We start from the raw sequence: 24,415 nt of genomic DNA, 5'->3' as shown, positions 1-24,415 counted from the left end.
TCGTTGATCACTACCATGAGGTGCATGGACGAGGCGTTGCGCGCGGTCGAGAACAGTCTGGACCGCCCGTCCGCGGCGCGCGTCTACGACTACTTCATCGGCGGGACGACGAACTACGCGATCGACCGGGAGTTCGCGCAGAAGATCCGCCGCAGGCTGCCGTTGATCGGCGAGTACATGAAGACCAGCAGGCAGTTCCTGGGCCGCGCGGTGCGGGAGTGCGCGCGGCTGGGGGTCCGGCAGTTCGTCGACATCGGCTCGGGCCTGCCGACGGCCGGCAACGTGCACGACGTCGCCGACGAGGCGCGCCCGCAGAAGGACAGCCGGGTCGTGTACGTCGACAACGAGCCGGTCGCGCTCGCGCACTCCCAGCTGCTGCTGGCCGACACCGCCGACCCCGCGCGGCACGTGGCGATCGCGGCGGACTTCATGCAGGCCGAGGACCTGTGGGAACGGGTGCTGGATACCGGCGTGATCGACGCGCGGCAGCCGGTCGCGCTGGTCGTCAACGCGGTGCTGCACTTCATCAAGGACGCCGACGACCCGGACAGCCGCGTGGCGTACTTCCGGAGCCGCCTCGCGCCGGGATCGCTGCTGGTCCTGTCGCAGATGACGAACGAGAACCCGCGCAGCGACGAGGAGCGGCAGGCACTGGCCGACCTGGTGGAGTACTACGAGGGCACCACCAACCCCGGCCAGCTGCGCACGAGCGCCGAGTTCGCCCGCTTCTTCGGCGACTGGGAGCTGCTCGAGCCGGGGCTGGTGTACGCGCCGTCGTGGCACCCGGACCGGAACACCCTGTTCCAGCGGACGCCCTCGGAGTCGCGCGTCATCGGGGGCGTGGCCCGCAAGCCCTGAGCGAACACGCTTCCGGCGGTCGCCGGGCGGTGCCAGGTTGGGGACATGCGGGTGGTGTTCGTGCACGGCGCCCTGGTCGGTGACGCCGCGTGGTGGTGGAGCCGGATGGCTCCGCTGCTGCCCGAGAGCGTCGCGGTGGAGCTGCCCAGCTGCGGCGGCGGGGGTGACCTGTACGCGGACGTCGCGGCGGTGCGGGCGGCGCTGGACGACGGCCCCGCGGTGGTGTGCGGGCACTCCTATGGCGGAGTGGTGACCGACGACCCGGCGACCCCGCCGGAGGTGCAGCGCGAACAGGCGAAACGGGCGGGCGCGGTGGTCGAGATGACGTGCGGGCACCACCCGTTCCTGACGCCGCCGGCGGAACTGGCGGCCGTGCTACGGCAGGTCGGCTAGGTTCGGGGCACGCCGCGGGAGCACGGCGGCAGCCCGATCCGGCTCGCCGCCGCGGACACCGTCGTGATGCTGAACCGGCCCGGCCAGACGGCCTGCGCCGGGCTGCCCGGAACACCTCGACCTGGCGTTCTCCGCCTGGATCTGGAACCTCCGGCACTACCCCCGTCGAGGCCGCCCTGGGCGGGAGAAATCCGCCGGTTCCGGACGTTGAACCGGTATGGCTGTCGTGTTGCTGCTGTACATCGTCGCCGAGGTGGCTGCCGTCTGGGCGGTCAGCTCGCTCATCGGCTTCCTGGGCACGCTCGGGCTGCTCGTCGTCGGGGCGTTCCTCGGCTCGTGGCTCGCCCGGCGGGAAGGGGCGCGCGCCGCTCAGGCGTTCCTCGCCACCGCGCGGGCCGGCCGGTCCCCGCACGCCGAGATCACCGACGGCATGCTCGTCGCGTTCGGCGGGTTGCTCATCATGATCCCGGGCTTCCTCTCCGACCTCGCCGGGCTGGCCCTGCTGCTGCCGCCCACCCGTGGCGTCGTCCGCCGCGCCTGGCTCAAGCGCGCCGAACGCCGCATGCCGAACCGGCTGATCGTCGTCGACAGCGAGGTGGTCGACAAGGAGACCACCAACCGCCCGATCATCGAAGGCTAAGCAGGTTTCGGTATATCGAAGTAACCCGACAGCCGCACCGCGGGCGCGTACTCGCCCTTCACCTTGACCTTCCCGGTCACGAACATCGCCGCCACCGCGGCGTTGCCGGTCGCCACGCGGAAGAAGTCGTCCGGCGCGATCGTGATCGTCGTGTCCGGCTCGCGCCCCAGGTCCTTCCCCGAGTGGCACCGGCCGTCCTCGATGACCGTCTGGAACCGGTCGTACCCGCCGATCCCGGAACCACCCGGGAACCGCCAGCACACCACGAGGCTCGAGTACCGCGCCTTCTCCGCCAGGAAGTGGTCCGACATCCGGCGGAAGATCTCCTCCAGGAACACCATCCGCAGCTCGGGGTGCTCGGCGATCGCCCGGAGCTGCTCCTTCGACGCGCGGCGCACGACGTCGGCGAGGGTTTCGGTGGACAGCCCGCTCAGGTGCACCCCGGTCCCGGCCGAGCCCAGCATGTGCAGGGTTTCCAGCAGCTGGATGAACTGCTCCGCGGACAACCTGCTCAGATCGATCTGGCGGGCGAACGCGTCGACGACTGTGCCGGACACAGGCGGAGATTCTACCGGCGAACGGGTGAAGAGGTAGCGTTTCGGCGTGACGGAAGACGTGAAGGCCCCGCGTTCGCGGCGGTTGCCCAGGGCCGTGCGGGAACGGCAGATCCTGGACGCCGCCGTCGAGGTGTTCTCGCGGCACGGCTACCACTCCGCGTCGATGGACGAGATCTCCGAGGTCGCCGGCGTCTCCAAGCCGATGATCTACTCCTACCTGGGCGCCAAGGAGGACCTGTTCGCCAAGTGCATCCGCCGTGAGGCGGGCCGGCTGCTGGAGGCGGTCCGCGACGGCCTGCGCTCGGAACTGCCGCCGGACATGCAGCTGTGGCACGGCCTGCGCTCGTTCTACCGCTTCGTCGCCGAGTACCGGGACTCGTGGACGGTGCTGCACCGCCAGGCGCTGACCGTCGGCGGCCGGTTCGCCGACGAGATCACCATGCTGCGCTCGCGGGCCATCGAGGTGGTCACCGCGCTCGTGGTCACCGCGGGCATGAAGAAGGGCCTGGGGGACCGGGCCGAGTTCTCCGGCCCGGCCCTCGCCGTGGCGCTCGTCGGCGCCGCCGAGTCGCTGGCCGACTGGTGGCTCGATCACTCCGAGGTATCCGACGGAGTGCTCGCGTCGTGGCTGATGAACCTGGTGTGGCTGGGGTTCAACGACCTCATCGAGGGTTCGGTGTGGCGTCCGGAGGAGTGATCGTCCCCTCCAGGTGCGGCTTCGGTTTCTTCGCCGCCCACAGCTCGAAAGCCCACCCGTCGCCCGTCTGCCACGACGTGAACGCGACCTTCGCCGGCAGCAGCACGGGCAGTTTGAACTTCACGTCGACCGTGTAAGCGTCCGGCAGCCTGCCCTCGAACGCGGCCAGCACCCGCGCCTTGGTCCACATGCCGTGCGCGATGGCCGACGGGAAGCCGAACAGCTTCGCGGTCAGCGGGTGCAGGTGGATCGGGTTGCGGTCACCGGACACCTCCGCGTAGCGGCGCCCGATGTCGGCAGGCACGCGCCAGATCGCCTTGGGCGCGGGTGCGGCGAGCTGCTCGCGCTTGCCGCCGCCCTCGCCGCCACCGCGCCGCAGGTACGTGCTCACCTCTGTCCAAATCGGACCGTCGGCGGTGGTGTACTCGCTGATCACGTCGAACTGGCGGCCCTTTTCGTGCGGCCGCAGGTTCTCCGCGCGCACCCGCATCGTGCCGGTGTCGGTCAGCCGCACCGGGCGGCGCTGCGTGATGCGGTTGGCGACGTGCACCATGCCCAGCAGCGGGAACGGGAAGTCCGGCTGCGTCATCAGGGCCATCTGCAATCCGAACGCGAGCATGTGCGGGTAGGTCACCGGCAGCTCGTCGCCCAGCCGGAACCCGCAGACCTGGTTGTAGGCCGCCACGTGCGCCGGGTCGAACTCGATGCCCGCGCGCACGTATTCGGTGTCCGGCAGGCCGCCGCCACCGCTGTGCGGCAGCAACGCCTTGGCGTACAACGGCGCCAGCTTCGGCGCCTCGCGAATTTCCTTGACCGTCATCACGCCCCCAGCAGAGCCTGGCCGCACACGCGGACCACGTTGCCGTTCACCGCGGCCGACGCCGGATTGGCGTACCAGGCGATCGTCTCGGCGACGTCGACCGGCAGCCCGCCCTGGCCCAGGCTGGACAGCCGCCGCCCGGCCTCGCGGATGAACAGCGGGACCGCCGCGGTCATCTGCGTCTCGATGAACCCGGGCGCGACGGCGTTGATGGTGGCGCCGTACTCGGCGAGCTTCGGCGCACCGTCGGCCACCATGCCGATCACGCCCGCCTTGCTGGTGCCGTAGTTGGTCTGGCCCACGTTGCCCGCGATGCCGGCGATCGACGAGACGCCGATGATGCGGCCGTTTTCGCGGAGCACCTTCTCGCTCAGCAGCTTGTCGTTGACGGCGAGCTGCGCGACCAGGTTGACGGTGAGCACCGCGTCCCACGCGCCCTCGGTGAGGTTGCCGAGCGTCTTGTCGCGGGTGATGCCGGCGTTGTGCACGACGATGTCCACGCCGCCGTGCCGCTCCTTGAGGTAGGACGCGAGCTTGTCCGGCGCGTCCGCGGCGGTGATGTCCAGCTGCAGCGCCGAGCCGCCGACCTTGTTCGCGACCGCGGACAGGTCCCCGCCCTGCGCCGGGATGTCCAACCCGATCACGTGCGCGCCGTCGCGGGCGAGCACCTCGGCGATCGCCGCGCCGATACCCCGCGAGGCGCCGGTGACCAGGGCGACCTTGCCGTCGAGGGGCTTTTCCCAGTTCTCGATCGCGGGTACCGCCGGGGTGCCGGTGGCGCCGACGCGGATCACCTGGGCGTCGACGAACGCCGACTTCGCGGACAGCACGAACCGCAGCGTCGACTCGGCGGCCTCTTCGGCGCCGGGCGCGACGTAGACGAGCTGGGCGGTCGCACCGCGCTTGAGCTCCTTGCCGACCGAGCGGACGAACCCCTCGAGCGCGCGCTGGGCGATCCGCTCCCGGCCGTCCACCAGCTCGGGCGGGGTGCCGAGCACGACGACCCGGCCGCAGTAGCCGATCTTGCGGATCACCGGGTGGAAGAACAGGTACACCTCACGCAGCTGCGCCGGGTCGGTGATGCCGGTGGCGTCGAACACCAGGCCGCCGTAGCGCTGGTCGCCGCCCGCCTGCTCGGTGAGCACCTCGATCCCGGCGGCCGCGAGCTGGTTCGGCACGGTCTTCTCCAGCCGCCCACCGGGCGCGGAGCCGAAAAGTGCGGGACCATCGAGCGGTGGCTGGCCAGGGCGGTACCGGCGCAGCACCGGCGGGTTGGGCAGCCCGAGCTTGGGCACCAGGAACTTCCCGATCGGCGTCTTGGTGAACTGCTGATACCGGTCGGCCATCACGTGCCTCCTTACCGAGCTTACCTACTCACGAGTAGGTTACACTGTCATCCGAGGCTCACCACCGCAGTGGGAGGAATTGATGGACGTTCGTCGCGTCGCCATCGTCGGCGGCAACCGCATCCCGTTCGCGCGGTCGAACGGCCGCTACGCCAACGCGTCCAACCAGGACATGCTCACCGCCGCCCTGGACGGCCTGGTGAGCCGCTTCGCGCTGCAGGGCGAGCGCATCGGTGAGGTCGCCGCGGGCGCGGTGCTCAAGCACGCGCGGGACTTCAACCTGGCCCGGGAGAGCGTGCTGGGCAGCAAGCTCTCGCCGGAGACGCCGGCCGCGGACGTCCAGATGGCGTGCGGCACCGGTCTGCAGGCGATCGTCAACGTCGCCAACAAGATCGCGCTCGGCCAGATCGACTCGGCGATCGCCGGCGGCGTCGACACCACCTCGGACGCCCCTCTCGCGGTGAACGACGACCTGCGCCGGATCCTGGTGCAGCTCAACTCCGCGAAGACGCTCGGCCAGCGGCTCAAGCTGCTGACCAAGCTGCGTCCGGGCCAGATCGTGCCGGAGATCCCGCGCAACGCCGAGCCGCGCACCGGGCTGTCGATGGGCGAGCACGCGTCGCTGACGGCCAAGGAGTGGGAGATCTCGCGCGAGGAGCAGGACGTGCTGGCCGCGACCAGCCACCAGCGCCTGGCCGCCGCCTACGAGCGCGGGTTCTTCGACGACCTGGTGACGCCCTACCTGGGCCTGTCCCGCGACCAGAACCTGCGGCCGGACTCGACCGCGGAGAAGCTGGCCAAGCTCAAGCCGGTGTTCGGCGGCCCGGACGGCACCATGACGGCGGGCAACTCGACCCCGCTGACCGACGGCGCGTCGACGGTCCTGCTGGCGACCGAGGAGTGGGCCGCCGAGCGGAAGCTGCCGGTCCTGGCGTACCTGACGTTCTCGGAGACCGCGGCGGTGGACTACGTGCACGGCGGCGAGGGCCTGCTGATGGCCCCCGCCTACGCGGTGCCGCGAATGCTGGCGAAGGCGGGCCTGACGCTGCAGGACTTCGACTTCTACGAGATCCACGAGGCGTTCGCGTCCCAGGTGCTCGCGACGTTGAAGGCGTGGGAGAGCCCGGCCTTCGCCAAGGAGAAGCTGGGGCTCGACCAGCCGCTGGGGCCGATCGACCGGTCGAAGCTGAACGTGAACGGCTCGTCGCTGGCCGCCGGGCACCCGTTCGCGGCGACCGGCGGCCGCATCGTGGCGACGCTGGCGAAGCTGCTGCACGAGAAGGGCTCGGGCCGGGGCCTGATCTCGATCTGCGCGGCGGGTGGCCAGGGCATCACGGCGATCCTGGAGAAGTGAGCCCGAGCTGCTGGAGCAGGCCGAGTTGGTCGAGGCTGCCCCAGCGCTCGACGATGCGATCGCCCTGGACGCGGAACACGTTGATCCCGCGCAGGGTGATCGTTTCGCCCGTGCCGGGCACGCCCATCAGCTCGCCCCGGTGGGTGCCGCGCGCGGTGAACACCTCCACCACGATGTCACCTTCGGCGACGAGCCGCTCGACGTCGCTGTGCCAGTCGGGCATGGCCTGCCGGAACATCATGGCGGCCGCGCGCATGCCGTCCGGACCATCGGGAGCACCCGGGAACGGCGGGTCGTGGTTGACGAACGCGGGGTCGAGGTAGCGGTCGACGGCGTCGGAGTCGCCCTTGGTGAACAGGTCCTGGATGAAGTCCTCGACGAGTTGCTTGTTGCTGCTGAGCTGGTCAGTGGTCATGCGGTGATCCTGCGGCGGCGATGACCCCCGGACCATCCCACGCGTCTGGGATTTCCGTGGGACACGGCCGGGGCGCACACTGGGCACATGCGGCGATCGCCCAGTGCGGTCCGCGCCGAGCACGACGTGATCCGCCTGTCGCACAGCGGCCTGGACACCACCGGCGTCCGGCGGGAGGTGCTGCGGGCGCTGCGCCGCGTGGTGCCTTCGGACGCGACGTTCTTCGCGACCGCCGATCCGGACACCCTGCTGTTCACCGGCGCCTGGCCGGACCCGCCGCTGGACACCGCCGCACCGCTCTTCCTGGACAACGAGTTCGGCGGCGGCGACGTGAACACCTTCGCCGGACTGGTCACCTCCGGCAGGCCGGTCGCCACCCTGGACGGCGCCACCGGACGGGATCGCTGGGCCAGCGAGCGCTACCGCGAGATCATGCGCCCGCTCGGGCTCGGTGACGAGATGCGCGCGGCGCTCGTCGCCGGCGGGCGTTGCTGGGGTTACCTGTGCCTGCACCGCGAGGACGGCCTGCTCGGCTTCACCGCCACCGAGAAGACCACGCTCGCCCGTCTCGCCCCGCATCTCGCGCATGCCATCCGCACGGCGGCACTCGTGGACAGCCCGGCCGCCGCGAGTCACCGTCCCGGCGTGGTGCTGCTGACCGACGACCTGCGGCTCGTCTCGCTCACCCCCGACGCCGAGCAGCTGTTGGCCCTGCTGCCGCCCGGCGCTCCGCTGCCCCTGCCGGTGTACGCGGTCGCGGCCGCGTTGCGGTCCGGTAGCGCCTTGCCGAGTGCCCGGGTGCGCGGCGCCGACGGCTCGTGGCTCACGCTGCACGCCTCCCGGCTCACCGGTACCCGGCAGCTGGCCGTGGTGGTCGAACCGGCCGACGCGCGTGCGGCGGCTCCGCTGGTGCTGGCCGCGCACGGCCTGACCACGCGCGAGGCCGACGTCGCCACGCTGGTCCTGCGTGGCCTGCCGACCCGCGCGATCAGCGACGAGCTGCACATCTCCGCACACACCGTGCAGGACCACCTCAAGGCCGTGTTCGACAAGGTCGGCGTGCGCAGCCGCCGGGACCTGGTGATCCGCCTGCTCGGTTAGACCGGCAGGACGTCGCGGGCGGACGCGGCCGTCGACTGGATCTGCTTGGTCGCCTTGTGCGCCTGCTTGCTCGCCTTCTCCGTCGCCTTGTGGGCCCGCCTGCTGGCCTTGTCGGCGGCGCGGCGGGCGCGCCAGCCCAGCGACGGCTTGCCCTCGGTGTCGGCGGCCGCGATCATCAGCCCGCCGGCCAGACCGGCGTTCTTGAGCAGCTGGATCAGCTGCTGCTGCTTCTCCTGCGGGTCCTTGGCTTCCCAGAACGGGTGCCCGGCGACCGTGGTCGGCACCAGGCTGCCCAGCAGCGCCAGCGCGGACAGCCGCGGGAACTTGCCGAGCGCGAACAGTGTCCCGGCCGCGATCTTCACCCCCGCGTCGATCTTGACCAGGCTCACCGGGTCGGTGGGGACCGCGTCGGGCAGCTTGTCCCGCTGCTCACCGACCTTGTCGAGCACGGGCTTGACCGCCTCGGCGTGCCCCTCGGGCTGCTTCAGGGCGTTGATACCGCCGTAGATGAAGATGCTCGCCAGCATGGGGCGGGCCAGTCGACGCAAGATCACGATCCTCGCCTTCCTCGGATGCGACATGTCACGTCGAGGATCTACCCATTCCCGCGTCTCTTCATCCCTAAGCTTTTCTAGCTGAGAGGCTATAGAGCCTTATAGAGAGATAGCGACACGCCGATACCCGAATCTCCGCAAATATCGGGGTCGCCCTAGACACGCCGATACGTTGGCAGAGTGGACCCGATCCGCAACCCCTTCGCGCCGGGCGCCGGGCAACGGCCGCCGGAGCTGGCAGGCCGCGAACGCGAGCTGACCGCGTTCGAGGTGGTGTTGCAGCGGGTCGCCCGCGGCCGCCCGGAACGCAGTCTCGTGCTGACCGGCCTGCGAGGCGTCGGGAAGACCGTGCTGCTCGGCGAGCTGCGGTCGATGGCCGTGAAGCACAAGTGGGGCGCGGGCAAGATCGAAGCGAGACCGGATGCGGAGCTGCGCCGGCCGTTGTCGGCGGCCCTGCACCGCGCGATCCGCGACCTGGCGGTGCGGCACCGCGCGCCGGACCGGGTCGAAGAGGTCCTCGGCGTGCTGAAAGCGTTTGCGCTGCGGTCGAACAAGGCCGACGCGAAGCTGCGGGACCGGTGGCAGCCGGGCATCGACGTGCCCGCCGCGCAGGGCCGCGCCGACTCCGGGGACATCGAGATCGACCTGGTCGAGCTGTTCACTGACGTGGCCGAGCTGGCCGCGGACGTCGGCACCGGCGTGGCGCTGCTGATCGACGAGATCCAGGACCTGCAGCCCGACGACGTGTCGGCGCTGTGCGCGGCGTGCCACGAGCTGTCCCAGTCCGGAGCGCCGCTGGTCGTGGTCGGCGCCGGGCTGCCGCACGTGCCCGCGGTGCTGTCGGCCTCGAAGTCCTACTCCGAGCGGCTGTTCCGGTACGTGCGCATCGACCGGCTCAACCGCGAGGAGGCCGACCGCGCGGTGCTGGCGCCGATCGAGCGCGAGGACGCCGGCATCGAGGCCGAGGCGCTGGACGCGTTGTTCGACGCCTCCGGCGGCTACCCGTACTTCATCCAGGCCTACGCGAAGGCGGCCTGGGACGCCGCGCCGGACGACCCGATCACCGTGCAGGACGTGCAGGTCGCCGCGCCGGAGGCCGAGCAGGAACTCGCGGTCGGTTTCTTCGGGTCCCGCTACGAACGCGCCACCCCGGCCGAGCGCGAGTACCTGCGGGCGATGGCGGAGCTGACCCAGGGCCGGGACGAGAGCGCGGGCACCTCGGATGTGGCGGTCTACCTGGGCCGCAAGCCCTCGTCACTGTCCCCGGCACGGGATTCGCTGATGAAGAAGGGGCTGGTGTACTCCGCGGAGCGCGGGCACATCGCCTTCACCGTGCCGCACTTCGGGCACTACCTGCTCAGCCGCGCCGTGGACTGACCAGCTCCGGCTCCTCCCGGGCGACCCGCTCGTCGTAGGCGGCGTGCGCCGCGGCGATCTCCTGCTGGTGCTCCTCGGTCCAGGTCACCAGGGACTTGATCACCTGGTGCAGCGACATGCCCAGCGGGGTCAGCTCGTAGTCCACCCGCGGCGGAACCACCGGGTAGACCGTCCGGCTGATGATCCCGTCCCGCTCCAGGTGCCGCAGCGTCACGGTGAGCATCCGCTGGCTGACCCCGTCGATCGCGCGCCGCAGCTCGGAGAACCGCATCGTGTGCCGGTCGAGCAACGCGATCACGAGCAGCGACCACTTGTCCGCCACCCGGTCCAGGATGTGCCGGACTTCGCACTCCGCGCGGGTGTCCCACTGCCTGACCTGGTCGTCCTCGGTTCCCGTGCAGTAACCGAGCGCGACCGCGCTTCACACCCCGGACCTGGGGAATGCTGTTCGTCCTGTGCGGCGCGATCTTCCTGGAGGGCATCGACGTCGCGATGCTGAACGTCGCGCTGCCGGCCATCCGGGCCGACCTCGGCCTGTCCACCGGTGAGCTGCAGTGGGTGGTCAGCGCCTACGTGCTCGGTTACGGCGGGTTCATGCTGGCCGGCGGCCGGGCCGCCGACCTGTTCGGCAGGCGCCGGATGTTCCTGGTCTGGCTGGCGGTGTTCCTGGTCGTCTCCGCCGTGGGCGGGCTCGCCGGCGAGGGCTGGCTGCTCATCGTCGCCCGGTTCGTGGCGGGTGTCGCCGCGGCGGTGATGACCCCGGCCGGCCTGTCGATCATCACGACCACCTTCGAGGAGGGCCCGCAGCGGAACCGGGCCCTGCTGGTCTACTCGGGCACCGCCGCGGGCGGCTTCTCGCTCGGGCTGGTGCTCGGCGGGCTGCTCAGCGCGCTGGACTGGCGGCTGGTGTTGTTCGTGCCCGCCGCGCTGGCGCTGGTCATCCTGGTGCTGGGGGTCGCGTTCATCCCCGCCACGGCCCGGGAGCGCACCACCGACCGGCGGATCGACGTGCTCGGCGCGGTGACCATCACGGCCGCCATCGTGCTGCTGGTGCTCGGCGTCGAGCGTTCCACGCACGTCTCCGCGGGCTGGACCACGGCGACCGTCGCCGCCGGGCTCGTGCTCGCCGCCGTCTTCGTCCTGGTCGAGCGCCGGTCCGGCGCCCCGCTGGTGCGGCTGGGCCTGCTCCGGTCCGGGGCGCTGGTGCGCGCCAACCTGGCCGGGCTGCTGTTCGCCGCGGCGTTCTTCGGGTTCCAGTTCATCGCCGTGCTGTACCTGCAGGAACTGCGGGGCTGGAGTTCGCTGCAGACCAGCTTCACGATGCTGGCGATCGGCGCGGACGCCGTCCTCGCCCCGACCCTTACCCCGCGGCTGGTCGAGCGGTTCGGCAACGCGAAGGTCATCGTGGCCGGACTGGTGCTCGCCGTGGTGTCGTACGCGTTGTTCCTGCCGATCGGCACGGACACGGTGTACCTGGCGATGTTCCCGACGATGATCGTGATCGGGGTGGCGTTCGCCCTGGCCTACGGCCCGCTGACGATCAGCGCCACCGACGGGGTCGGGGAGAGCGAGCAGGGGCTGGCCGGCGGGTTGCTGTACACGTCCTTCCAGTTCGGCGCCGCGCTCGGGCTCGCCGCCAGCACGGCGGTGCTGACCGGGGCGGCGGCGGGTGTGGACGGCTACCGGACGGCGCTGGCGGTGCCGATCGCGGCCGCCGCGGTGGCCGCGTTGATCAGCGCGTTCGGACTGCGGGTGGCCCGATGAGCCGGGTCGTCGCGTCCTTCGCACACCGCACCAGCCCGCGGGGCGCCGGGTACGACCCCCGGGCAGCCGCATCTGTCCTTCTCTACCGCTTTCTAGTGATCAAGCTAGAAATGGCGATCTTCCGCGAGATCGAGCTGTGGCCGATGATTCGTAGGCCAGTGCCCTACGTCACCGGACAATCGTTGGCGACCTTGTGAAAAAAGGTGCATACTAGAAGCACAGCCACCGAGATGCACGAGGGATGCGAACACCGATGAGCAACATCGCCGCCAAGCTCCGAGCCCGCCGCGCCGAGGCGCGCACCCGCCGGGCGCTGAGCCGCGCGATCGACACCGCCGGCTCCGTGACGGTCCGCCAGGAGCTGATCGCCATCGCCCAGGCGCGGCAGTCCAACTTGCGCTGACGCGTGAGCTAGGCCACAAATAGATCAGGTTGTAACGCCACCAGGGGAAGTGGCGATACCCCAGATGACCCCGTGATGCTGGCGGACCCCCGACCTGGCAGCATCACGGGGTTTCCAATTTCCCGGGCTGCCCGCAGCCGCGGAGCGAGTGCCTCGGGCCGACCACCTCCAAAAACCACTTGCGCCCACCTCCGGTGTGAGTAGCGTTTGACTCAGTCAACGAGTTTGTTGAGGTGGTCAATGAGCGACCAGGCACTCCGGGACCGCGTCACACAGGTTCGGGCCTTCAACCGGCTCTACACCGGTCTCATCGGGGTCCTCGAAGAAGGGCTCGTCGGCAGCGACTACAGCCTCGGCGAGGCCCGGGTGCTCTACGAGCTCGCCCAGGAGGGCGTCACGGAGGTCGCCGAGCTGCGACGCCGCCTCGATCTGGACCCGGGGTACGCCAGCCGCCTGCTCGCGCGCCTCGAAGGTCGCGGCCTGCTCGTCCGGGAGCGGCACGAGACCGACGGCCGCCGTCAGCTGGTGCGGCTCACCGACGCCGGCCGGGCCGAGCAGCAGGTCCTCGAGGACCGCACCACCGAGCAGATCGGCGAGCTGCTGAGCCGCCTCACCGACGACGACCAGCACCGCCTGGTCACGTCCATGCGCACGATCAGCCACCTCGTCGGCGACCGCCAGCCCGCCCCGGCCCTCGTGCTGCGCCCGCCGCGGCCCGGCGACTTCGGCTGGGTCGTGCAGCGCAACGGCGCGATCTACGCCCAGGAGTACGGCTGGGACGCCACCTACGAAGCCCTCGTCGCCCGGATCATCGCCGACTACGTCGACCACCACGACCCGGCCCGCGAGGCCGGGTGGATCGCCGAGCTGGGCGGGGAACGCGTCGGCTGCGTGTTCTGCGTGCGCGGCCCGGACGAGAAGACCGCGAAACTGCGCCTGCTGCTCGTCGAACCGCACGCCCGCGGTCACGGCGTCGGCAAGCGCCTGGTGGACGAGTGCCTGGCCTTCGCGCGGGCGCACGGCTACACCGCGATGGAACTGTGGACCAACGACGTCCTGGTCGCCGCGCGGCACATCTACCGGCGGGCGGGGTTCGAACTCGTCGACTCGCAACCCCACCACAGCTTCGGACACGACCTCGTCGGCGAAACCTGGCGGCGGGAGCTGTGACCCGATGTTCGTCGTCTACTGCGAAACCTGCGACACCCGGACCCTGATGGGCATCGACGAGGTGGAGTGGGTGCACAACCTGATGCCCGGCGTCATCTCGGTGACCACCGCCTGCCCGCGCGGGCACCCGACCGTCGTCCTCACCGGCGACAAGTTCCGCCCGAAGGCCGATCCACGCATCCCGGACCGGATCCCGCCGCTGTGGGTGCGCGCCTACCGGCACCCGGCGAAGTGGTGGGCCCGGCTGCTCGGCCGCCTGCTCCGCAAGTACGAGATCCAGCGCGACCTGCACGAATCGCTCTACCGCTTCTGATCGCGGCCCATCGTGTAGAACTCCGGGTTCGGCCGCAGCGCGGTCAGGTGCGCCAGCCGGTTGGACATCGCGAACAACGCGGTGATCGCGCCGACGTCCCAGATCTCGTCCTCGGTCAGCCCCGCCTTGCGCGCGGCTTCGAGATCGGCTTCGCCGAACATCTCGGGCTCGCGGGCCAGCGCGAGCGCCAGGTCGACGATCGCGCGGCCCCGCTCGTCCAGCTCGACCTGCCACGGGTTCGTGGCGACCCGGTCGGCCAGCTGCGGGTCCTTGCTGCGGATCCGCAGGATCGCGCCGTGGGCGACCACGCAGTAGGTGCAGTGGTTCGCCCCCGACGTCGCCACCACGACCAGCTCCCGCTCGGCCTTGCTCAGGCCGTCGGTGCGTTCCATGAGCGCGTCGTGGTAGTCGAGGAAGGCCCGCAGTTCAGCCGGCCGGTGCCCCAGCGCCCGGAAGACGTTCGGCACGAACCCCGATTTCTCCGCGATCACGCCGATGCGCTCGCGCAGGTCCTCGGGCAGGTCTTCGAGCTCGGTGACACCGAACCGGCTGTCCACGGTTTCCTCCTAGTGTGCCGCGCCGATCGGGCGCAGGTCCTTGTCGTGCTCGTCGGCGTGGTAGTCGGTGCCCTCGGTGTCGTCGGTTCCGTTGAACACCTTTAGGCTGCGGGCGATGATCGTCACGATCACGGCTACCACGAGGTTCGCGATCAGCGCCACGAACCCGGGGTAGATCTGGATCGCCGAGCCGGAGAACGGGTGCCAGCCGAAGATCGACAGCTTGTCCAGCGGCAGGGCCGAACCACCGAAGTGAGCGCGCTTGGTGTTCGGGTTCGGGATGTTGTAGAGCATGATGATGCCCCACACCATGCCGACGGCCCAGCCCGCGATCAGGCCGATCCGGTGGAACCACCGCGTGTACAGGGCGATCGCCACCGCCGGCAGCGTCTGCAGGATCAGCACACCGCCGATCAGCTGCAGGTCGATCGAGAACTGCGGGTCGATGAACAGGATGAACGCGACCGCGCCGAACTTCACGACCAGCGACGCGATCTTGGCCTGCTTGGCCTCCTGCGCCGGGCTGGCGTCCCGCTTCAGGTACTCCTTGTAGATGTTGCGGGTCCACAGGTTCGCCGCGGCGATCGACATGATCGCGGCGGGCACCAGCGCCCCGATGCCGATCGCGGCGAACGCGATGCCCGCGAACCACGACGGGAACTGCGTGTCGAACAGCACCGGCACCACGGTGTTGGAGTCGGCGTTGCCGGTGGCCGCGTTGGTGATCGGCTTGACGCCCGCGGTCAGCGCGACGTAGCCGAGCAACGCGAGCAGGCCCAGCAGCAGTGAGTAGGCGGGCAGCGCGATCATGTTCCGCTTGATCACGTTGCGGCCGCGCGAGGCGAGCACACCCGTGAGCGAGTGCGGGTACAGGAACAGCGCCAGCGCCGAGCCCAGCGCCAGGGTGATGTACTGCAGCTGGTTGGTCCCGGTCAGCACGATCGAGCCCTTCGGCTTCCCCGTGTTCGGGTTCGGCTGCGACAGCGCCTGCGCGCTGGTGTCGAAGATGTGCGACCAGCCGCCCAGCTTGGACGGCAGGTAGAACACCGCGACCAGGATGACGATGTAGATCAGGCCGTCCTTGACGAACGCGATCAACGCCGGCGCCCGGAGGCCGGACTGGTAGGTGTAGAGCGCGAGCACCAGGAACGCGATCAGCAGCGGCAGGTGACCGGCGATGCCACCGCCGTTGAGACCCATCGTCCGCAGCACCGCTTCCAGGCCGACCAGCTGCAGGGCGATGTAGGGCATGGTCGCGACGATGCCGGTGATCGCGATCAGCAGCGCCAGGGTCGGCGAGCCGTAGCGGCCGCGCACGAAGTCGGCCGGCGTCACGTAGCCACGCGAGCGGGACACCGACCACATCCGCAGCGCGGGCAGGAAGACGATCGGGTACAGGATCACGGTGTAGGGCAGGGCGTAGAAGCCCAGCGCGCCGGCGCCGAACACCAGCGCGGGCACGGCCACGAACGTGTAGGCGGTGTACAGGTCACCACCGACGAGGAACCAGGTGATCCACGAGCCGAACTTGCGGCCGCCCAGACCCCACTCGTCGAGGTGGTCCAGCGAGGCCGCCGCCCGCCAGCGGGACGCGACGAAACCCATCACGCTGACCAGCAGGAACAGCACGATGAAGATGCTCAGCTCGGTCCACTGCAGACCGCTGCCGGGCGCCTGTGCCAGAGTCATCGCTTCTCACCCTCGTCCAGCTCCTCGGCGGCGAGCCGGTCCGGCTTGCCCTTCACGACGGGCTTGTCCTTGGTCATGACGTAGACGATCGCCACGGAGATCACACCGACGAACACGAAGAGGAACTGGTACCAGTAGAAGAACGGCAGCCCCAGCACTCTCGGCTTGTCGAAGTTGAACCACGGCGTGACGAGCATCAGCAGCGGTATCAGCAGGACCAGGTTCCACGGGCTGATCTGGAGCCCGGTGACCTTCCCGGCGGCTTTGCCAGACATGTGACCTCACTTGAACGGGATAGGGCGGGTTGACCTTAAGTCCTGGACCACCGGTCGTCACGCTCCCTCTATATCGATTTGATCGCCGGCGACACCCGACGAAGGCAGGTTGCCCGGCGTTCGGTGCGACCGATATGAATGAGCCGCCGCGGCGTACGCACGCGGTTGCGGGCAGTGACGAAGGGGCGAGCATGACACGGACGCGCTGGGCGGTGGTGATCCCGGCTCTGGCCGGCACCCTGCTGGCGGCGGGCACACCAGCGATCGCGGCACCGGCCGCACCCGCGCTGAACTCGACCGGCATCCCGGATCGCTACGCGCAGCAGACGCTGGACTGGCACACCTGCACCACGGACGAGCTGTCGGGGCAGACCCCGCCGGCCGGCGCCGAGGGCATCGAATGCGCGACCTACTCCTCGCCGCGCGACTGGTCGGCGCCCAACCAGGGCATCGACGTGACGATCGCGGTCAGCCGGCTCAAGGCGACCGGCGAGGCGACGGAAAGCACGTTCGTGAACCCGGGCGGGCCGGGTGCGCCAGGCCGGATGTTCGCCGCGCGGCTGCGCAACCAGACCCGGGTGCGGGAGCACCAGGACATCATCGGGTTCGACCCGCGCGGCACCGGCAAGAGCACGAACATCACCTGCGGTGGAGCGATCGGCACCGGCGGCGACCTGGACCCGCGGGACCGCAGCCGGGAGAACCTGAAGCTGATCCTGGACGCCACCGAGTACGCGGCCGACTCGTGCCAGGTGAAGTCGGGCGAGCTCGGGCCGTTCATCAACACCCGGCAGACGATCAACGACCTCGACCTGCTGCGCGTGCTGCTGAAGCGGCAGAAGATCAACTGGGTCGGGTACTCGGCGGGCACCTGGATGGGCGCGCACTACGCGCAGGCCTTCCCGAACCGGACCGGCAAGTTCGTGCTCGACTCGAACACCGAGTTCACCACCACCTGGCAGAAGTCGTTCGACTGGCAGCCGCTGGGCTTCGAGCGGCGCTGGCGCGAGGACTTCCTGCCGTGGATGGCGTCCTACGACAGCCGCTACCACTTCGGCACGACCGCCGAGATGGCCCGGCAGACGTATGAGCAGGTGCGGTACGCGCTGACGCGGAACCCGGTGGAGGTCGACGGCATCAAGCTGTCGGCCAACGCGCTGGACTCGTTCATCGCCTCCGAGCTGTACAACAAGCGGTACTTCCCGGAGCTGGCCGACTACCTGGTCAACGTGCGGAACCTGACCCAGGGCACCGCGTCGGCGCAGCAGCGGACGGCACTGCTGGACCAGGTGAAGGCCGTGACCGACGCGGTCGGACCGCAGCCGCTGATGGTGCCGAGCGACTACGACGACGCCTACGACGCGAGCTTCTGGACGATCCCCTGCAACGAGGGGCCGTGGTTCGGCAACCGGAACACGGCGGTGCGGCAGTCCGCGCAGCTGGGGCCGCAGTACCCGCTGCTGGGCTGGGGCTGGCTGATCCAGCCGTGCATCTTCTGGAAGAACAAGCCGGAGCCGCTGCCGGTCCTCGACGGGCGGGGTGTCCCGCCGGTGCTGATGGTGCAGTCGACGCACGACCCGGCGACGCCGATCGAGGGCGCCGAGCGCGCGCACCGCGCGTTCCAGGGTTCTCGCATGATCACCGTGACCGGCGAGGGCGACCACGGGATCTACGCCGGGGGCAACGCGGCGGTGGACAAGGTTGTGGAGGACTTCCTCGTGGACGGGGTGGTGCCGCGGGACCAGACGCTGCCTGGTATGCCGCTGCCCGACCCGACCGCCTAGTTCTTCGTCTCGAGGACCCCGCCGGGCTCGTTCTCGGCGGGGTTCTCCAGTTCTTCGGTGAGTTCGCGGAACCGGCCCGTGCAGGTGCACAGGACCAGGTAGACCAGGGTCAACACGAACATCAGTCCGCCGGCCAGCAACATCACGACCTCCTCTCTGCCAGGTACCCACTGAGACGTGCGACACAGCGGAAGAGTTGCCGGTCCGGCGGTTTTCATGCCCACTTTCTCTGGTAGTCCCCAGCCTGTGCACAGAGTTGTCCACAGGCTGGGGACAGGTGGGCGGATAGACTGTGGACATGGTGCGAGTCCCGCTGACCGAAGCCGAACGCGAACGCGGCGAGCGTCTCGGTGCCGCACTGCGAGCCGCGCGGGGTTCGCGCAGCATGGCCGAGGTGGCGCTGGAAGCCGGGGTCTCGGTGGAAACGCTGCGGAAGATCGAAACCGGCCGGATTCCCACGCCGGCGTTCTTCACGGTGGTCGCGCTAGCGGACGCGGTCGGACTACCACTGGACGCCCTGCGGGACGCGATCACCGGCGTACCGACCGGCTGAGCGCGGGACTCACGCGGCGGAGCGGGGGACTCGCGGCGCGGAGGGTGGGACTCGCGGTTACTTCAGCTGCTCCAGCACTGGCGCGAAATCGGCCATGCTGCGCTCCAGGATCGACACGTACGTGATCCCGAACCGGTCGCGGATCCGCTCGATCTGGGCGACGATCTCCGGCACCGAGCCCACCAGCAGGGTCGGCAGCTCACCGATCGCCTCGACAGGCATCTCCGGCGCGAACCGCTGCAGGTCGGCCAGCGCCGCGGGCCGGTCGTCGGTCACCACGACCAGCTGCACCAGCACGTTGAGCTCCGCTTCGCGCGCGCCCAGCCGGGAGCGCACGAACGCCACCCGCTCCGCGAACGCGTCCGCGTCGGCGAGTCCGACCAGCCCGCCCTCCTTCGCCGCGGGCGCCCCGGTCAACGCGATCGTGTCGGCGTACTCGGCGGCCAGCGTCAACATCCGGTCACCCCAGCCACCCAGCAGCAGCGGCGGTCCGCCGTCCTGCGCCGGCCGCGGCTGGTACTCCGGGTCGGCGAACAGCTTGCGCAGCTCCACGACCGTCCGCTCGACGTGGTCGATCCGGCGCCCGGGCCACGGCAGCCCGGCCGCCTCGAACTCCTCGCGCACGTACCCCGCGCCGAGGCCGAGTTCCAGACGGCCGTCGCAGTACTGGTCGGTGGTCGCGACGTCCCGCGCCAGCACGGCGGGGTGGTAGAAGGGCGCGTTGAGCACGAAGGTGCCCAGCCGCACTCGGGAAGTCGCCTCCGCCGCGAGCGCCAGCGCCGGGAACGGCGCCGGCATCCCCAGGTGGTCGGCCACGGTCACGACGTCGAACCCGAGATCCTCGGCCCGCCGGACCTTGTCCACGAACTCCGCCCGCGTCCCGGGCTCCATCATGTTCACGCCGAACCGCATCCCCAGCATGGTCCGACAAAAGCACGGGAGGCCACCCCCTCGCCAGGGGTGGCCTCCCGTGTTCGCGTCAGGCGATCAGCCGAGACGCTGCTTCAGCGCCGCCAGCTCGTCGTGCAGGCTGGAGGGCACCCGGTCGCCGATCTTGGCGAACCACTCCTCGATCAGCGGGATCTCCTGGCGCCACTCCTCGGGCTTGACCGCGAGCGACTCCTGGACGTCCTCGATCGGCTCGGCGATGCCCTCGAGGTCGAGGTCCTCGGCGCGCGGCACCAGGCCGACCGGGGTCTCCACGGCACCGGCCTTGCCCTCGAGGCGCTCGACGATCCACTTGAGCACCCGCGAGTTCTCACCGAAGCCCGGCCACAGGAACCGCTTGTCGTCGCCGCGGCGGAACCAGTTCACGTAGAAGATCCGCGGCAGCTTGCCGGCGTCGGCGTTCTTGCCGGTGTCCAGCCAGTGCTGGAAGTACGCACCGGCGTGGTAGCCGAGGAACGGCAGCATCGCCATCGGGTCGCGGCGCACCTCGCCGACCTTGCCTGCCGCGGCCGCGGTCTTCTCCGACGACATGGTGGCGCCCATGAACACGCCGTGCTGCCAGTCGCGGGCCTCGGTCACCAGCGGGACCGTGGTGGCGCGGCGGCCACCGAACAGGATGGCCGAGATCGGCACGCCCTTCGGGTCGTCCCACTCCGGCGCCAGCGTCGGGACCTGCGCGATCGGGGTGCAGAACCGCGAGTTCGGGTGCGCGGCCGGCTCGTCCGACTCGGGGGTCCAGTCGCGGCCCTTCCAGTCGGTCAGGTGCGCCGGCGGCTCCTTGGTCATGCCCTCCCACCACACGTCGCCGTCGTCGGTCAGCGCGACGTTGGTGAAGACGGTGTTGCCCGCCTCGATGGTCTTCATCGCCACCGGGTTGGTCTTCTCGCCGGTGCCGGGCGCGACACCGAACAGGCCGAACTCGGGGTTGATCGCGTACAGGCGGCCGTCCTCGCCGAACCGCATCCACGCGATGTCGTCACCGATGGTCTCGGCGCGCCAGCCCGGGATGGTCGGCTGCAGCATCGCGAGGTTGGTCTTGCCGCACGCGCTCGGGAACGCGGCCGCCACGTAGTAGGCCTTGTTCTCCGGCGAGATCAGCTTGAGGATCAGCATGTGCTCGGCGAGCCAGCCTTCGTCACGGGCCATGACGGAGGCGATGCGCAGCGAGTAGCACTTCTTGCCCAGCAGCGAGTTGCCGCCGTAGCCCGAGCCGTAGCTCCAGATCGTCCGGCTCTCCGGGAAGTGCGAGATGTACTTCGTGTCGTTGCACGGCCACGGCACGTCCTTCTCGCCCGGCTCCAGCGGCTTGCCGACCGAGTGCAGGGCGGGCACGAACTCGCGCTCCGTGCCGTCCTCGGTGACGAACTTCTCCAGCGCCTTGGTGCCCATGCGGGTCATCACCCGCATCGACGCCACGACGTAGGCGAAGTCGGTGACCTCGATGCCCAGCTTGGGGTTCTCGTCGCCGAGCGGGCCCATGCAGAACGGGATGACGTACATCGTCCGACCACGCATGCAGCCCCGGTAGAGCTCGGTCATGGTCGCCTTCATCTCGTCCGGGTGCATCCAGTTGTTGGTCGGCCCGGCGTCTTCTTCCTTTTCGGAACAGATGAAGGTCCGCTCCTCGACCCGCGCGACGTCGCTGGGGTCCGAAGCGGCCCAGAAGGAGTTCGGCTTCGCCGTCAACGGGACGAACGTGCCGGCCTCGACCAGCTCGTTGTTGATGCGCTCGGCTTCCTCGTCGGAGCCGTCGCACCACACCACTCGGTCAGGGGTGGTCAGCTCGGCGACCTCCCGTACCCACGCAAGCACACCGCTGTGCGACGTCGGCGCCTTGTCCAGTCCCGGGATGGCTACTGCAGTCATTCCTTCTCCTGACTTCGACGGCAGGAACGCCCGCCCGGAATCTCGTCCGGGAAAGCGCTCCGTCGCCGGCGACCGAATGGCTTCGCACACCGGCTGCCCTACCGGTGTGCTGGAAATACTGGGATTCCCCGAGGGTAGCCGGATGGACGGCAGGTAACCGAGGCCTGACCTGTCGGTTCTCTCACAAGAACGATCAGGGAATCGATTCAGATATCGCTGAACCGGCGTAGCGGAGAAAGTTCTTCGGCTCGCCCGTGATCTTGCTGATATCCGGGGGTGGGCGATTTGCCCGGAAACGCGGTCGGGCCCCGGCCGTCCGCGGGGGACGACCGGGGCCCGATTCCGTTCAGTTCTGGGAAGTTCAGTTCTGGGAGATCCACTGCCCGGTGCCGGAGTCGATCTTGGCGACCCCCTCGACCGCCTGGGCGCCGCTGCCGCCCCAGAGCTGGTCGCTGTCCGGCGGCACCTCGGCGGTGAAGCCGCTCGTGGTCTCGGTCCACTCGCCGGGACCGGTGTGCTGGTAGGTGGTCGTCTCGCCGTCCGGCGTGATGATCGTCTGCACGTCGGCCCGGCCGTCGCCGTCCACGTCGGTGAACACCCGGGTGTTGCCCTGGTCGTCGGTCACGACCGCGCTGTCGGCGGTGCCGTCGTTGTCGCTGTCCACCGTGGCGGGGCCGACCTCGACCGTGCCGTCGGACATGTCCGCGGTGATCTCGCCGGCGCGCCCGGTCTCGGTGGCGTCCGGCTCGCCCGCGTCGGAGTCGTGGTCGGCCACCCAGTCGCCGGTGGTCTCGTCGTAGCGCGCCAGCTCGACGACGTTGCCCTCGGTGTCGGTGTGCACGTACTGGTCGGCGTGCCCGTCGTCGTCGGTGTCGACGTACGCGGTGATCGTGCCGTCGGCGTTGTCCAGGCGGACCGTCTCGTTCACCCCGTCGTGGTTGAGGTCCATGTTCTCTTCGGCCGTGTAGGTCTGCCCCTCGACCGTGATCTCCAGGTCACCGTCGGAGGTCGTGGCGTCGGTGGGCTCAACCCCGCCGGTCTCATCGATCCACACGCCGAACTCCCAAGTCTCGTACCACTACGGTCACACAGTTCGACTCACGTTATTCCCGTTCGGTTCCCCGGCACAACCGAGCACGTCAGCCCTGCTCACGCAGCGTGCGGATGCGCCCGAGGAGGGTCTCGGCGCGATCACGGCCGTCGCCGACCTCCTTGAGCTTCCGGCTCACCGCGGCCAGCTTCTTCGCCCGCTCCTGCGCGCCCATTTTGATCGACTTGTCGACCTGCTTGAGCTCGGACTCGATCGCGTCGATCCGCCGGGACAGGGCCTCGTCCAGCGCCAGCGAGAGCTGCTGCTCGGCCTCGATCAGCTGCTCGGCCACCAGCTGGTCGAGGATCGAGCGCGCCTCGGCGATCGACTCGACCAGCCACTGCTTGAGGTGCTGCTTGTCCGCGGCGTGCCGCCGGGTGCGGGCCATCCACCAGCCCGCGCCCAGGCCGACGACGATCGTCGCGGGCAGCACCACCGGGTTGAGCAGGGCGACCCCGGCCAGCGGCAGCGCGGCGATCTTACCCGCGCCGACCCCGCCGGAGATGCCCATGAAGATCAGCAGCTTGTCCTCGGGCGTGGACGGTTTGCGGTCCGGCGGCCGCAGCACCACCGGCGGGCCGCCGGCGCGCAGGAACTGGGCGCGGATCACGTCCAGTTCCTCGGGCGCGAACAGCTCGGCGAGCGCGATCTCGGTGACGCGGTTCAGCCGCTGCGCCATGGTCGCCGACACCCGCTGGGAGATCATCTGCAGCGCCGCGTCCACCTGCTGCGGCAGCTGGGCCAGCTGGTCGCGCTTGGCGTTGTCGATCTGGGCGCGGAAGTAGGACTGCGCGTCGCGGACCTGCCTGCTGGTCTCGTGACCGAGGTCGACGCGGGCGCGCTGGATCTCGCCGCGCAGCTTGAGCTGCCAGCCGCGGGTGGACGTCTTGCGCTCGGCGGCCAGCTCGTCGCGGCGCTCGCGCAGCCGCTCGGCCTCGGCCTCGCCGGAGGACAGGGCCCGCTGCTCGGCCAGCAGGCCGGCGTGCACCTCGCCCAGCGCGCTGGACAGCGCTCGCAGCGTGTTGGCCTCGCCGAGCATCGCGGACCGGCCGACCACGAGTTCCTGCAGCGCGGCCTGCAGTTCGATCACGCCGGACCGCTCCCGCAGCATCACCGCGGCCTGCTCGTTGGGCGCCTTCGCGGCCATCTCGAACATGCGTGCCGACACCGGGTGGAACACCGCGTCCGCGAAGCGCGGCGCGTGCTCGGCCAGCAGCCGCCGGTCGGCCTCCAGCACCTCCCGCCAGCCGCGGAAGGCGTCCGTTTTGGACAGTGCGAACACGACGGTCTCCACGCGGCCGCCGACGCGGCGCAGGAACTCCAGCTCACCGGCGGTGAACGGGGCCGAGGCGTCGACCACGAACAACAGCGCGGTCGCGTTGGCCGCGGCCTCGGCGGCCAGCTCACCGTGCATCGAGTCGAGCCCGCCGACGCCCGGGGTGTCCACCAGCGAGAGCCGCTCCAGGATCGGGACCGGGCCGGTGACCTCGACGTACCGCGGCGGCAGCTGGCCGTCGGGCAGCTCGTGCGCGGCCGAGACCCAGCGGACCAGCTCGGGCAACGGCACGGCGACCGGCGCGAGCTGACCGGGGTAGCAGGCCTGCGCGCCCCACTCCTGGGCGTGGTCGAAGACGAGGTAGCCGGCGGTGGCGACCTCGGCGTCCACCGGGGACAGGCCCGGCGTGGCCAGCAGGGCGTTGACCAGGGAACTCTTGCCGCGGTTGGTCTCGCCGACCACCACCACCTGCGGCTTCTTCGGCCGGGACCGGCGGACCTCCTCGACCCAGGCCGCGGCCTTCGGATCGCTCTCCCGCAGCAGGGCCAGCAGCGTTTCGCGGGCCTGCTTGACCTGGTTGGGCAGTGACGAAAGCGGCGGAGCGGTCACCAGCGG

27 protein-coding genes are annotated in these 24,415 nt (G+C 70.2%); 13 read left to right on the top strand and 14 right to left on the bottom strand.

The features are described 5' to 3' along the window. The first annotated feature begins 15 nt into the window (after positions 1–15). The 3 genes from IE290_RS25520 to IE290_RS25510 all read left to right on the top strand — a co-directional run bounded on the left by IE290_RS25520 (position 16) and on the right by IE290_RS25510 (position 1,891). Entirely contained in the window at positions 16–858 is an 843-nt protein-coding gene (locus IE290_RS25520) for an SAM-dependent methyltransferase (protein ID WP_191247206.1), read from the top strand. Between the two features lie 45 nt (positions 859–903). Continuing rightward, complete coding sequence (locus tag IE290_RS25515; protein ID WP_191247205.1) at positions 904–1,251, top strand: alpha/beta fold hydrolase; 348 nt, start codon at positions 904–906, stop codon at positions 1,249–1,251. A 217-nt stretch (positions 1,252–1,468) separates the two neighbouring features. After that, positions 1,469–1,891: an FxsA family protein gene (locus IE290_RS25510; RefSeq protein ID WP_191247204.1), complete on the top strand. Its 423-nt coding sequence runs from the start codon at positions 1,469–1,471 to the stop codon at positions 1,889–1,891. Here the strand turns inward: IE290_RS25510 and IE290_RS25505 are convergent. Then, positions 1,888–2,448, bottom strand: a complete 561-nt coding sequence (locus IE290_RS25505; RefSeq protein ID WP_191247203.1) for an SCP2 sterol-binding domain-containing protein — start codon at positions 2,446–2,448, stop codon at positions 1,888–1,890. The genes IE290_RS25510 and IE290_RS25505 overlap by 4 nt on opposite strands. 46 nt (positions 2,449–2,494) lie before the next feature. Here IE290_RS25505 and IE290_RS25500 point away from each other — a divergent pair, with 46 nt between their 5' ends. Beyond that, positions 2,495–3,145 carry a TetR/AcrR family transcriptional regulator gene (locus tag IE290_RS25500; protein WP_191247202.1) on the top strand — a complete coding sequence of 217 codons (651 nt, stop codon included), beginning with the start codon at positions 2,495–2,497 and terminating at the stop codon, positions 3,143–3,145. Here IE290_RS25500 and IE290_RS25495 read toward each other — a convergent pair. Continuing rightward, positions 3,111–3,965 carry a MaoC family dehydratase gene (locus IE290_RS25495; RefSeq protein ID WP_191247201.1) on the bottom strand — a complete coding sequence of 285 codons (855 nt, stop codon included), beginning with the start codon at positions 3,963–3,965 and terminating at the stop codon, positions 3,111–3,113. The genes IE290_RS25500 and IE290_RS25495 overlap by 35 nt on opposite strands. After that, positions 3,965–5,311, bottom strand: coding sequence for a 3-oxoacyl-ACP reductase (locus IE290_RS25490; RefSeq protein WP_191247200.1), 1,347 nt, complete (start codon positions 5,309–5,311; stop codon positions 3,965–3,967). The genes IE290_RS25495 and IE290_RS25490 overlap by 1 nt, the downstream gene beginning before the upstream one ends. 82 nt (positions 5,312–5,393) lie before the next feature. Between IE290_RS25490 and IE290_RS25485 the strand changes: the two genes are divergently transcribed. Next, positions 5,394–6,665: an acetyl-CoA C-acetyltransferase gene (locus tag IE290_RS25485; protein ID WP_191247199.1), complete on the top strand. Its 1,272-nt coding sequence runs from the start codon at positions 5,394–5,396 to the stop codon at positions 6,663–6,665. On the opposite strand, the gene IE290_RS25480 is transcribed toward IE290_RS25485, so the two are convergent. Beyond that, positions 6,643–7,080 (bottom strand): ester cyclase, encoded by a 438-nt coding sequence (locus tag IE290_RS25480; protein WP_191247198.1) that lies wholly within the window; start codon positions 7,078–7,080, stop codon positions 6,643–6,645. The genes IE290_RS25485 and IE290_RS25480 overlap by 23 nt on opposite strands. A gap of 87 nt (positions 7,081–7,167) precedes the next feature. Here IE290_RS25480 and IE290_RS25475 point away from each other — a divergent pair, with 87 nt between their 5' ends. Beyond that, a complete protein-coding gene (locus tag IE290_RS25475; RefSeq protein WP_229874698.1) occupies positions 7,168–8,181 on the top strand; it encodes a LuxR C-terminal-related transcriptional regulator in 1,014 nt (337 codons plus the stop codon). On the opposite strand, the gene IE290_RS25470 is transcribed toward IE290_RS25475, so the two are convergent. Then, positions 8,178–8,708, bottom strand: coding sequence for a DoxX family protein (locus tag IE290_RS25470; RefSeq protein ID WP_191247437.1), 531 nt, complete (start codon positions 8,706–8,708; stop codon positions 8,178–8,180). The two genes, IE290_RS25475 and IE290_RS25470, sit on opposite strands and share 4 nt — an antisense overlap. A 207-nt stretch (positions 8,709–8,915) precedes the next feature. Here IE290_RS25470 and IE290_RS25465 point away from each other — a divergent pair, with 207 nt between their 5' ends. Further along, the gene (locus IE290_RS25465; protein ID WP_191247197.1) at positions 8,916–10,112 is read left to right on the top strand and encodes an ATP-binding protein; all 1,197 of its coding nucleotides are present in this window, start codon (positions 8,916–8,918) and stop codon (positions 10,110–10,112) included. Here the strand turns inward: IE290_RS25465 and IE290_RS25460 are convergent. Next, positions 10,093–10,434: a winged helix-turn-helix transcriptional regulator gene (locus IE290_RS25460; RefSeq protein ID WP_308431378.1), complete on the bottom strand. Its 342-nt coding sequence runs from the start codon at positions 10,432–10,434 to the stop codon at positions 10,093–10,095. The genes IE290_RS25465 and IE290_RS25460 overlap by 20 nt on opposite strands. Positions 10,435–10,553: 119 nt before the next feature. Between IE290_RS25460 and IE290_RS25455 the strand changes: the two genes are divergently transcribed. The 4 genes from IE290_RS25455 to IE290_RS25440 all read left to right on the top strand — a co-directional run bounded on the left by IE290_RS25455 (position 10,554) and on the right by IE290_RS25440 (position 13,762). Continuing rightward, positions 10,554–11,876 (top strand): MFS transporter, encoded by a 1,323-nt coding sequence (locus IE290_RS25455; RefSeq protein ID WP_191247196.1) that lies wholly within the window; start codon positions 10,554–10,556, stop codon positions 11,874–11,876. Positions 11,877–12,129: 253 nt separating this feature from the next. Then, positions 12,130–12,279, top strand: a complete 150-nt coding sequence (locus IE290_RS25450; RefSeq protein WP_017985832.1) for a hypothetical protein — start codon at positions 12,130–12,132, stop codon at positions 12,277–12,279. A gap of 240 nt (positions 12,280–12,519) precedes the next feature. Next, positions 12,520–13,449, top strand: coding sequence for a bifunctional helix-turn-helix transcriptional regulator/GNAT family N-acetyltransferase (locus IE290_RS25445; RefSeq protein ID WP_191247195.1), 930 nt, complete (start codon positions 12,520–12,522; stop codon positions 13,447–13,449). Between the two features lie 4 nt (positions 13,450–13,453). Next, positions 13,454–13,762: a hypothetical protein gene (locus IE290_RS25440; protein ID WP_191247194.1), complete on the top strand. Its 309-nt coding sequence runs from the start codon at positions 13,454–13,456 to the stop codon at positions 13,760–13,762. Here IE290_RS25440 and IE290_RS25435 read toward each other — a convergent pair. Genes IE290_RS25435 through IE290_RS25425 form a run of 3 tightly spaced genes read right to left on the bottom strand, consistent with a single transcriptional unit; the run spans position 13,750 to position 16,283 of the window. Beyond that, positions 13,750–14,319 (bottom strand): peroxidase-related enzyme, encoded by a 570-nt coding sequence (locus IE290_RS25435; protein WP_191247193.1) that lies wholly within the window; start codon positions 14,317–14,319, stop codon positions 13,750–13,752. The genes IE290_RS25440 and IE290_RS25435 overlap by 13 nt on opposite strands. A gap of 9 nt (positions 14,320–14,328) precedes the next feature. Beyond that, complete coding sequence (mctP, locus tag IE290_RS25430; RefSeq protein ID WP_191247192.1) at positions 14,329–16,008, bottom strand: monocarboxylate uptake permease MctP; 1,680 nt, start codon at positions 16,006–16,008, stop codon at positions 14,329–14,331. Then, positions 16,005–16,283 (bottom strand): DUF3311 domain-containing protein, encoded by a 279-nt coding sequence (locus IE290_RS25425; protein WP_191247191.1) that lies wholly within the window; start codon positions 16,281–16,283, stop codon positions 16,005–16,007. Before IE290_RS25425 ends, mctP begins: the two co-directional genes overlap by 4 nt. Before the next feature lie 191 nt (positions 16,284–16,474). Here IE290_RS25425 and IE290_RS25420 point away from each other — a divergent pair, with 191 nt between their 5' ends. Next, positions 16,475–18,067 (top strand): alpha/beta hydrolase, encoded by a 1,593-nt coding sequence (locus IE290_RS25420; RefSeq protein ID WP_191247190.1) that lies wholly within the window; start codon positions 16,475–16,477, stop codon positions 18,065–18,067. Here the strand turns inward: IE290_RS25420 and IE290_RS25415 are convergent. Next, the gene (locus tag IE290_RS25415) at positions 18,064–18,210 is read right to left on the bottom strand and encodes a hypothetical protein (protein WP_191247189.1); all 147 of its coding nucleotides are present in this window, start codon (positions 18,208–18,210) and stop codon (positions 18,064–18,066) included. The two genes, IE290_RS25420 and IE290_RS25415, sit on opposite strands and share 4 nt — an antisense overlap. Positions 18,211–18,365: 155 nt before the next feature. Here IE290_RS25415 and IE290_RS25410 point away from each other — a divergent pair, with 155 nt between their 5' ends. After that, positions 18,366–18,620: a helix-turn-helix domain-containing protein gene (locus tag IE290_RS25410; RefSeq protein ID WP_020422263.1), complete on the top strand. Its 255-nt coding sequence runs from the start codon at positions 18,366–18,368 to the stop codon at positions 18,618–18,620. 57 nt (positions 18,621–18,677) lie between these two features. Here the strand turns inward: IE290_RS25410 and IE290_RS25405 are convergent, their stop codons facing one another. From IE290_RS25405 to IE290_RS25390, 4 genes are all read right to left on the bottom strand, one after another. Then, the gene (locus IE290_RS25405; RefSeq protein WP_191247188.1) at positions 18,678–19,541 is read right to left on the bottom strand and encodes a TIGR03621 family F420-dependent LLM class oxidoreductase; all 864 of its coding nucleotides are present in this window, start codon (positions 19,539–19,541) and stop codon (positions 18,678–18,680) included. Between the two features lie 66 nt (positions 19,542–19,607). Beyond that, positions 19,608–21,434, bottom strand: a complete 1,827-nt coding sequence (locus IE290_RS25400; RefSeq protein WP_191247187.1) for a phosphoenolpyruvate carboxykinase (GTP) — start codon at positions 21,432–21,434, stop codon at positions 19,608–19,610. A 361-nt stretch (positions 21,435–21,795) separates the two neighbouring features. Next, positions 21,796–22,488 carry a DUF6802 family protein gene (locus IE290_RS25395; RefSeq protein ID WP_191247186.1) on the bottom strand — a complete coding sequence of 231 codons (693 nt, stop codon included), beginning with the start codon at positions 22,486–22,488 and terminating at the stop codon, positions 21,796–21,798. A gap of 85 nt (positions 22,489–22,573) precedes the next feature. Next, entirely contained in the window at positions 22,574–24,409 is a 1,836-nt protein-coding gene (locus tag IE290_RS25390; RefSeq protein WP_191247185.1) for a dynamin family protein, read from the bottom strand. Between the last annotated feature and the right edge of the window lie 6 nt (positions 24,410–24,415).

The sequence above is a fragment of the Amycolatopsis deserti genome (genome assembly GCF_014653945.1).
GTDB lineage: Bacteria > Actinomycetota > Actinomycetes > Mycobacteriales > Pseudonocardiaceae > Amycolatopsis_E > Amycolatopsis_E deserti.
The sequence above is the reverse complement of the archived record's forward strand: the minus strand, read 5'-3'. Positions and strand labels throughout refer to the sequence as shown.

Excerpts from the sequence above, each read along its gene's own strand:
- IE290_RS25475 (WP_229874698.1), top strand. The coding sequence starts at position 7,168 with ATGCGGCGATCGCCCAGTGCGGTCCGCGCCGAGCACGACGTGATCCGC.
- IE290_RS25495 (WP_191247201.1), bottom strand. The coding sequence starts at position 3,965 with ATGACGGTCAAGGAAATTCGCGAGGCGCCGAAGCTGGCGCCGTTGTAC.
- IE290_RS25405 (WP_191247188.1), bottom strand. The coding sequence starts at position 19,541 with ATGCTGGGGATGCGGTTCGGCGTGAACATGATGGAGCCCGGGACGCGG.
- IE290_RS25420 (WP_191247190.1), top strand. The coding sequence starts at position 16,475 with ATGACACGGACGCGCTGGGCGGTGGTGATCCCGGCTCTGGCCGGCACC.
- IE290_RS25520 (WP_191247206.1), top strand. The coding sequence starts at position 16 with ATGAGGTGCATGGACGAGGCGTTGCGCGCGGTCGAGAACAGTCTGGAC.
- IE290_RS25445 (WP_191247195.1), top strand. The coding sequence starts at position 12,520 with ATGAGCGACCAGGCACTCCGGGACCGCGTCACACAGGTTCGGGCCTTC.
- IE290_RS25470 (WP_191247437.1), bottom strand. The coding sequence starts at position 8,708 with ATGCTGGCGAGCATCTTCATCTACGGCGGTATCAACGCCCTGAAGCAG.
- IE290_RS25425 (WP_191247191.1), bottom strand. The coding sequence starts at position 16,283 with ATGTCTGGCAAAGCCGCCGGGAAGGTCACCGGGCTCCAGATCAGCCCG.
- IE290_RS25485 (WP_191247199.1), top strand. The coding sequence starts at position 5,394 with ATGGACGTTCGTCGCGTCGCCATCGTCGGCGGCAACCGCATCCCGTTC.
- IE290_RS25410 (WP_020422263.1), top strand. The coding sequence starts at position 18,366 with ATGGTGCGAGTCCCGCTGACCGAAGCCGAACGCGAACGCGGCGAGCGT.
- IE290_RS25450 (WP_017985832.1), top strand. The coding sequence starts at position 12,130 with ATGAGCAACATCGCCGCCAAGCTCCGAGCCCGCCGCGCCGAGGCGCGC.
- IE290_RS25440 (WP_191247194.1), top strand. The coding sequence starts at position 13,454 with ATGTTCGTCGTCTACTGCGAAACCTGCGACACCCGGACCCTGATGGGC.
- IE290_RS25400 (WP_191247187.1), bottom strand. The coding sequence starts at position 21,434 with ATGACTGCAGTAGCCATCCCGGGACTGGACAAGGCGCCGACGTCGCAC.
- IE290_RS25515 (WP_191247205.1), top strand. The coding sequence starts at position 904 with ATGCGGGTGGTGTTCGTGCACGGCGCCCTGGTCGGTGACGCCGCGTGG.
- mctP (WP_191247192.1), bottom strand. The coding sequence starts at position 16,008 with ATGACTCTGGCACAGGCGCCCGGCAGCGGTCTGCAGTGGACCGAGCTG.
- IE290_RS25480 (WP_191247198.1), bottom strand. The coding sequence starts at position 7,080 with ATGACCACTGACCAGCTCAGCAGCAACAAGCAACTCGTCGAGGACTTC.
- IE290_RS25490 (WP_191247200.1), bottom strand. The coding sequence starts at position 5,311 with ATGGCCGACCGGTATCAGCAGTTCACCAAGACGCCGATCGGGAAGTTC.
- IE290_RS25510 (WP_191247204.1), top strand. The coding sequence starts at position 1,469 with ATGGCTGTCGTGTTGCTGCTGTACATCGTCGCCGAGGTGGCTGCCGTC.
- IE290_RS25455 (WP_191247196.1), top strand. The coding sequence starts at position 10,554 with ATGCTGTTCGTCCTGTGCGGCGCGATCTTCCTGGAGGGCATCGACGTC.
- IE290_RS25415 (WP_191247189.1), bottom strand. The coding sequence starts at position 18,210 with ATGTTGCTGGCCGGCGGACTGATGTTCGTGTTGACCCTGGTCTACCTG.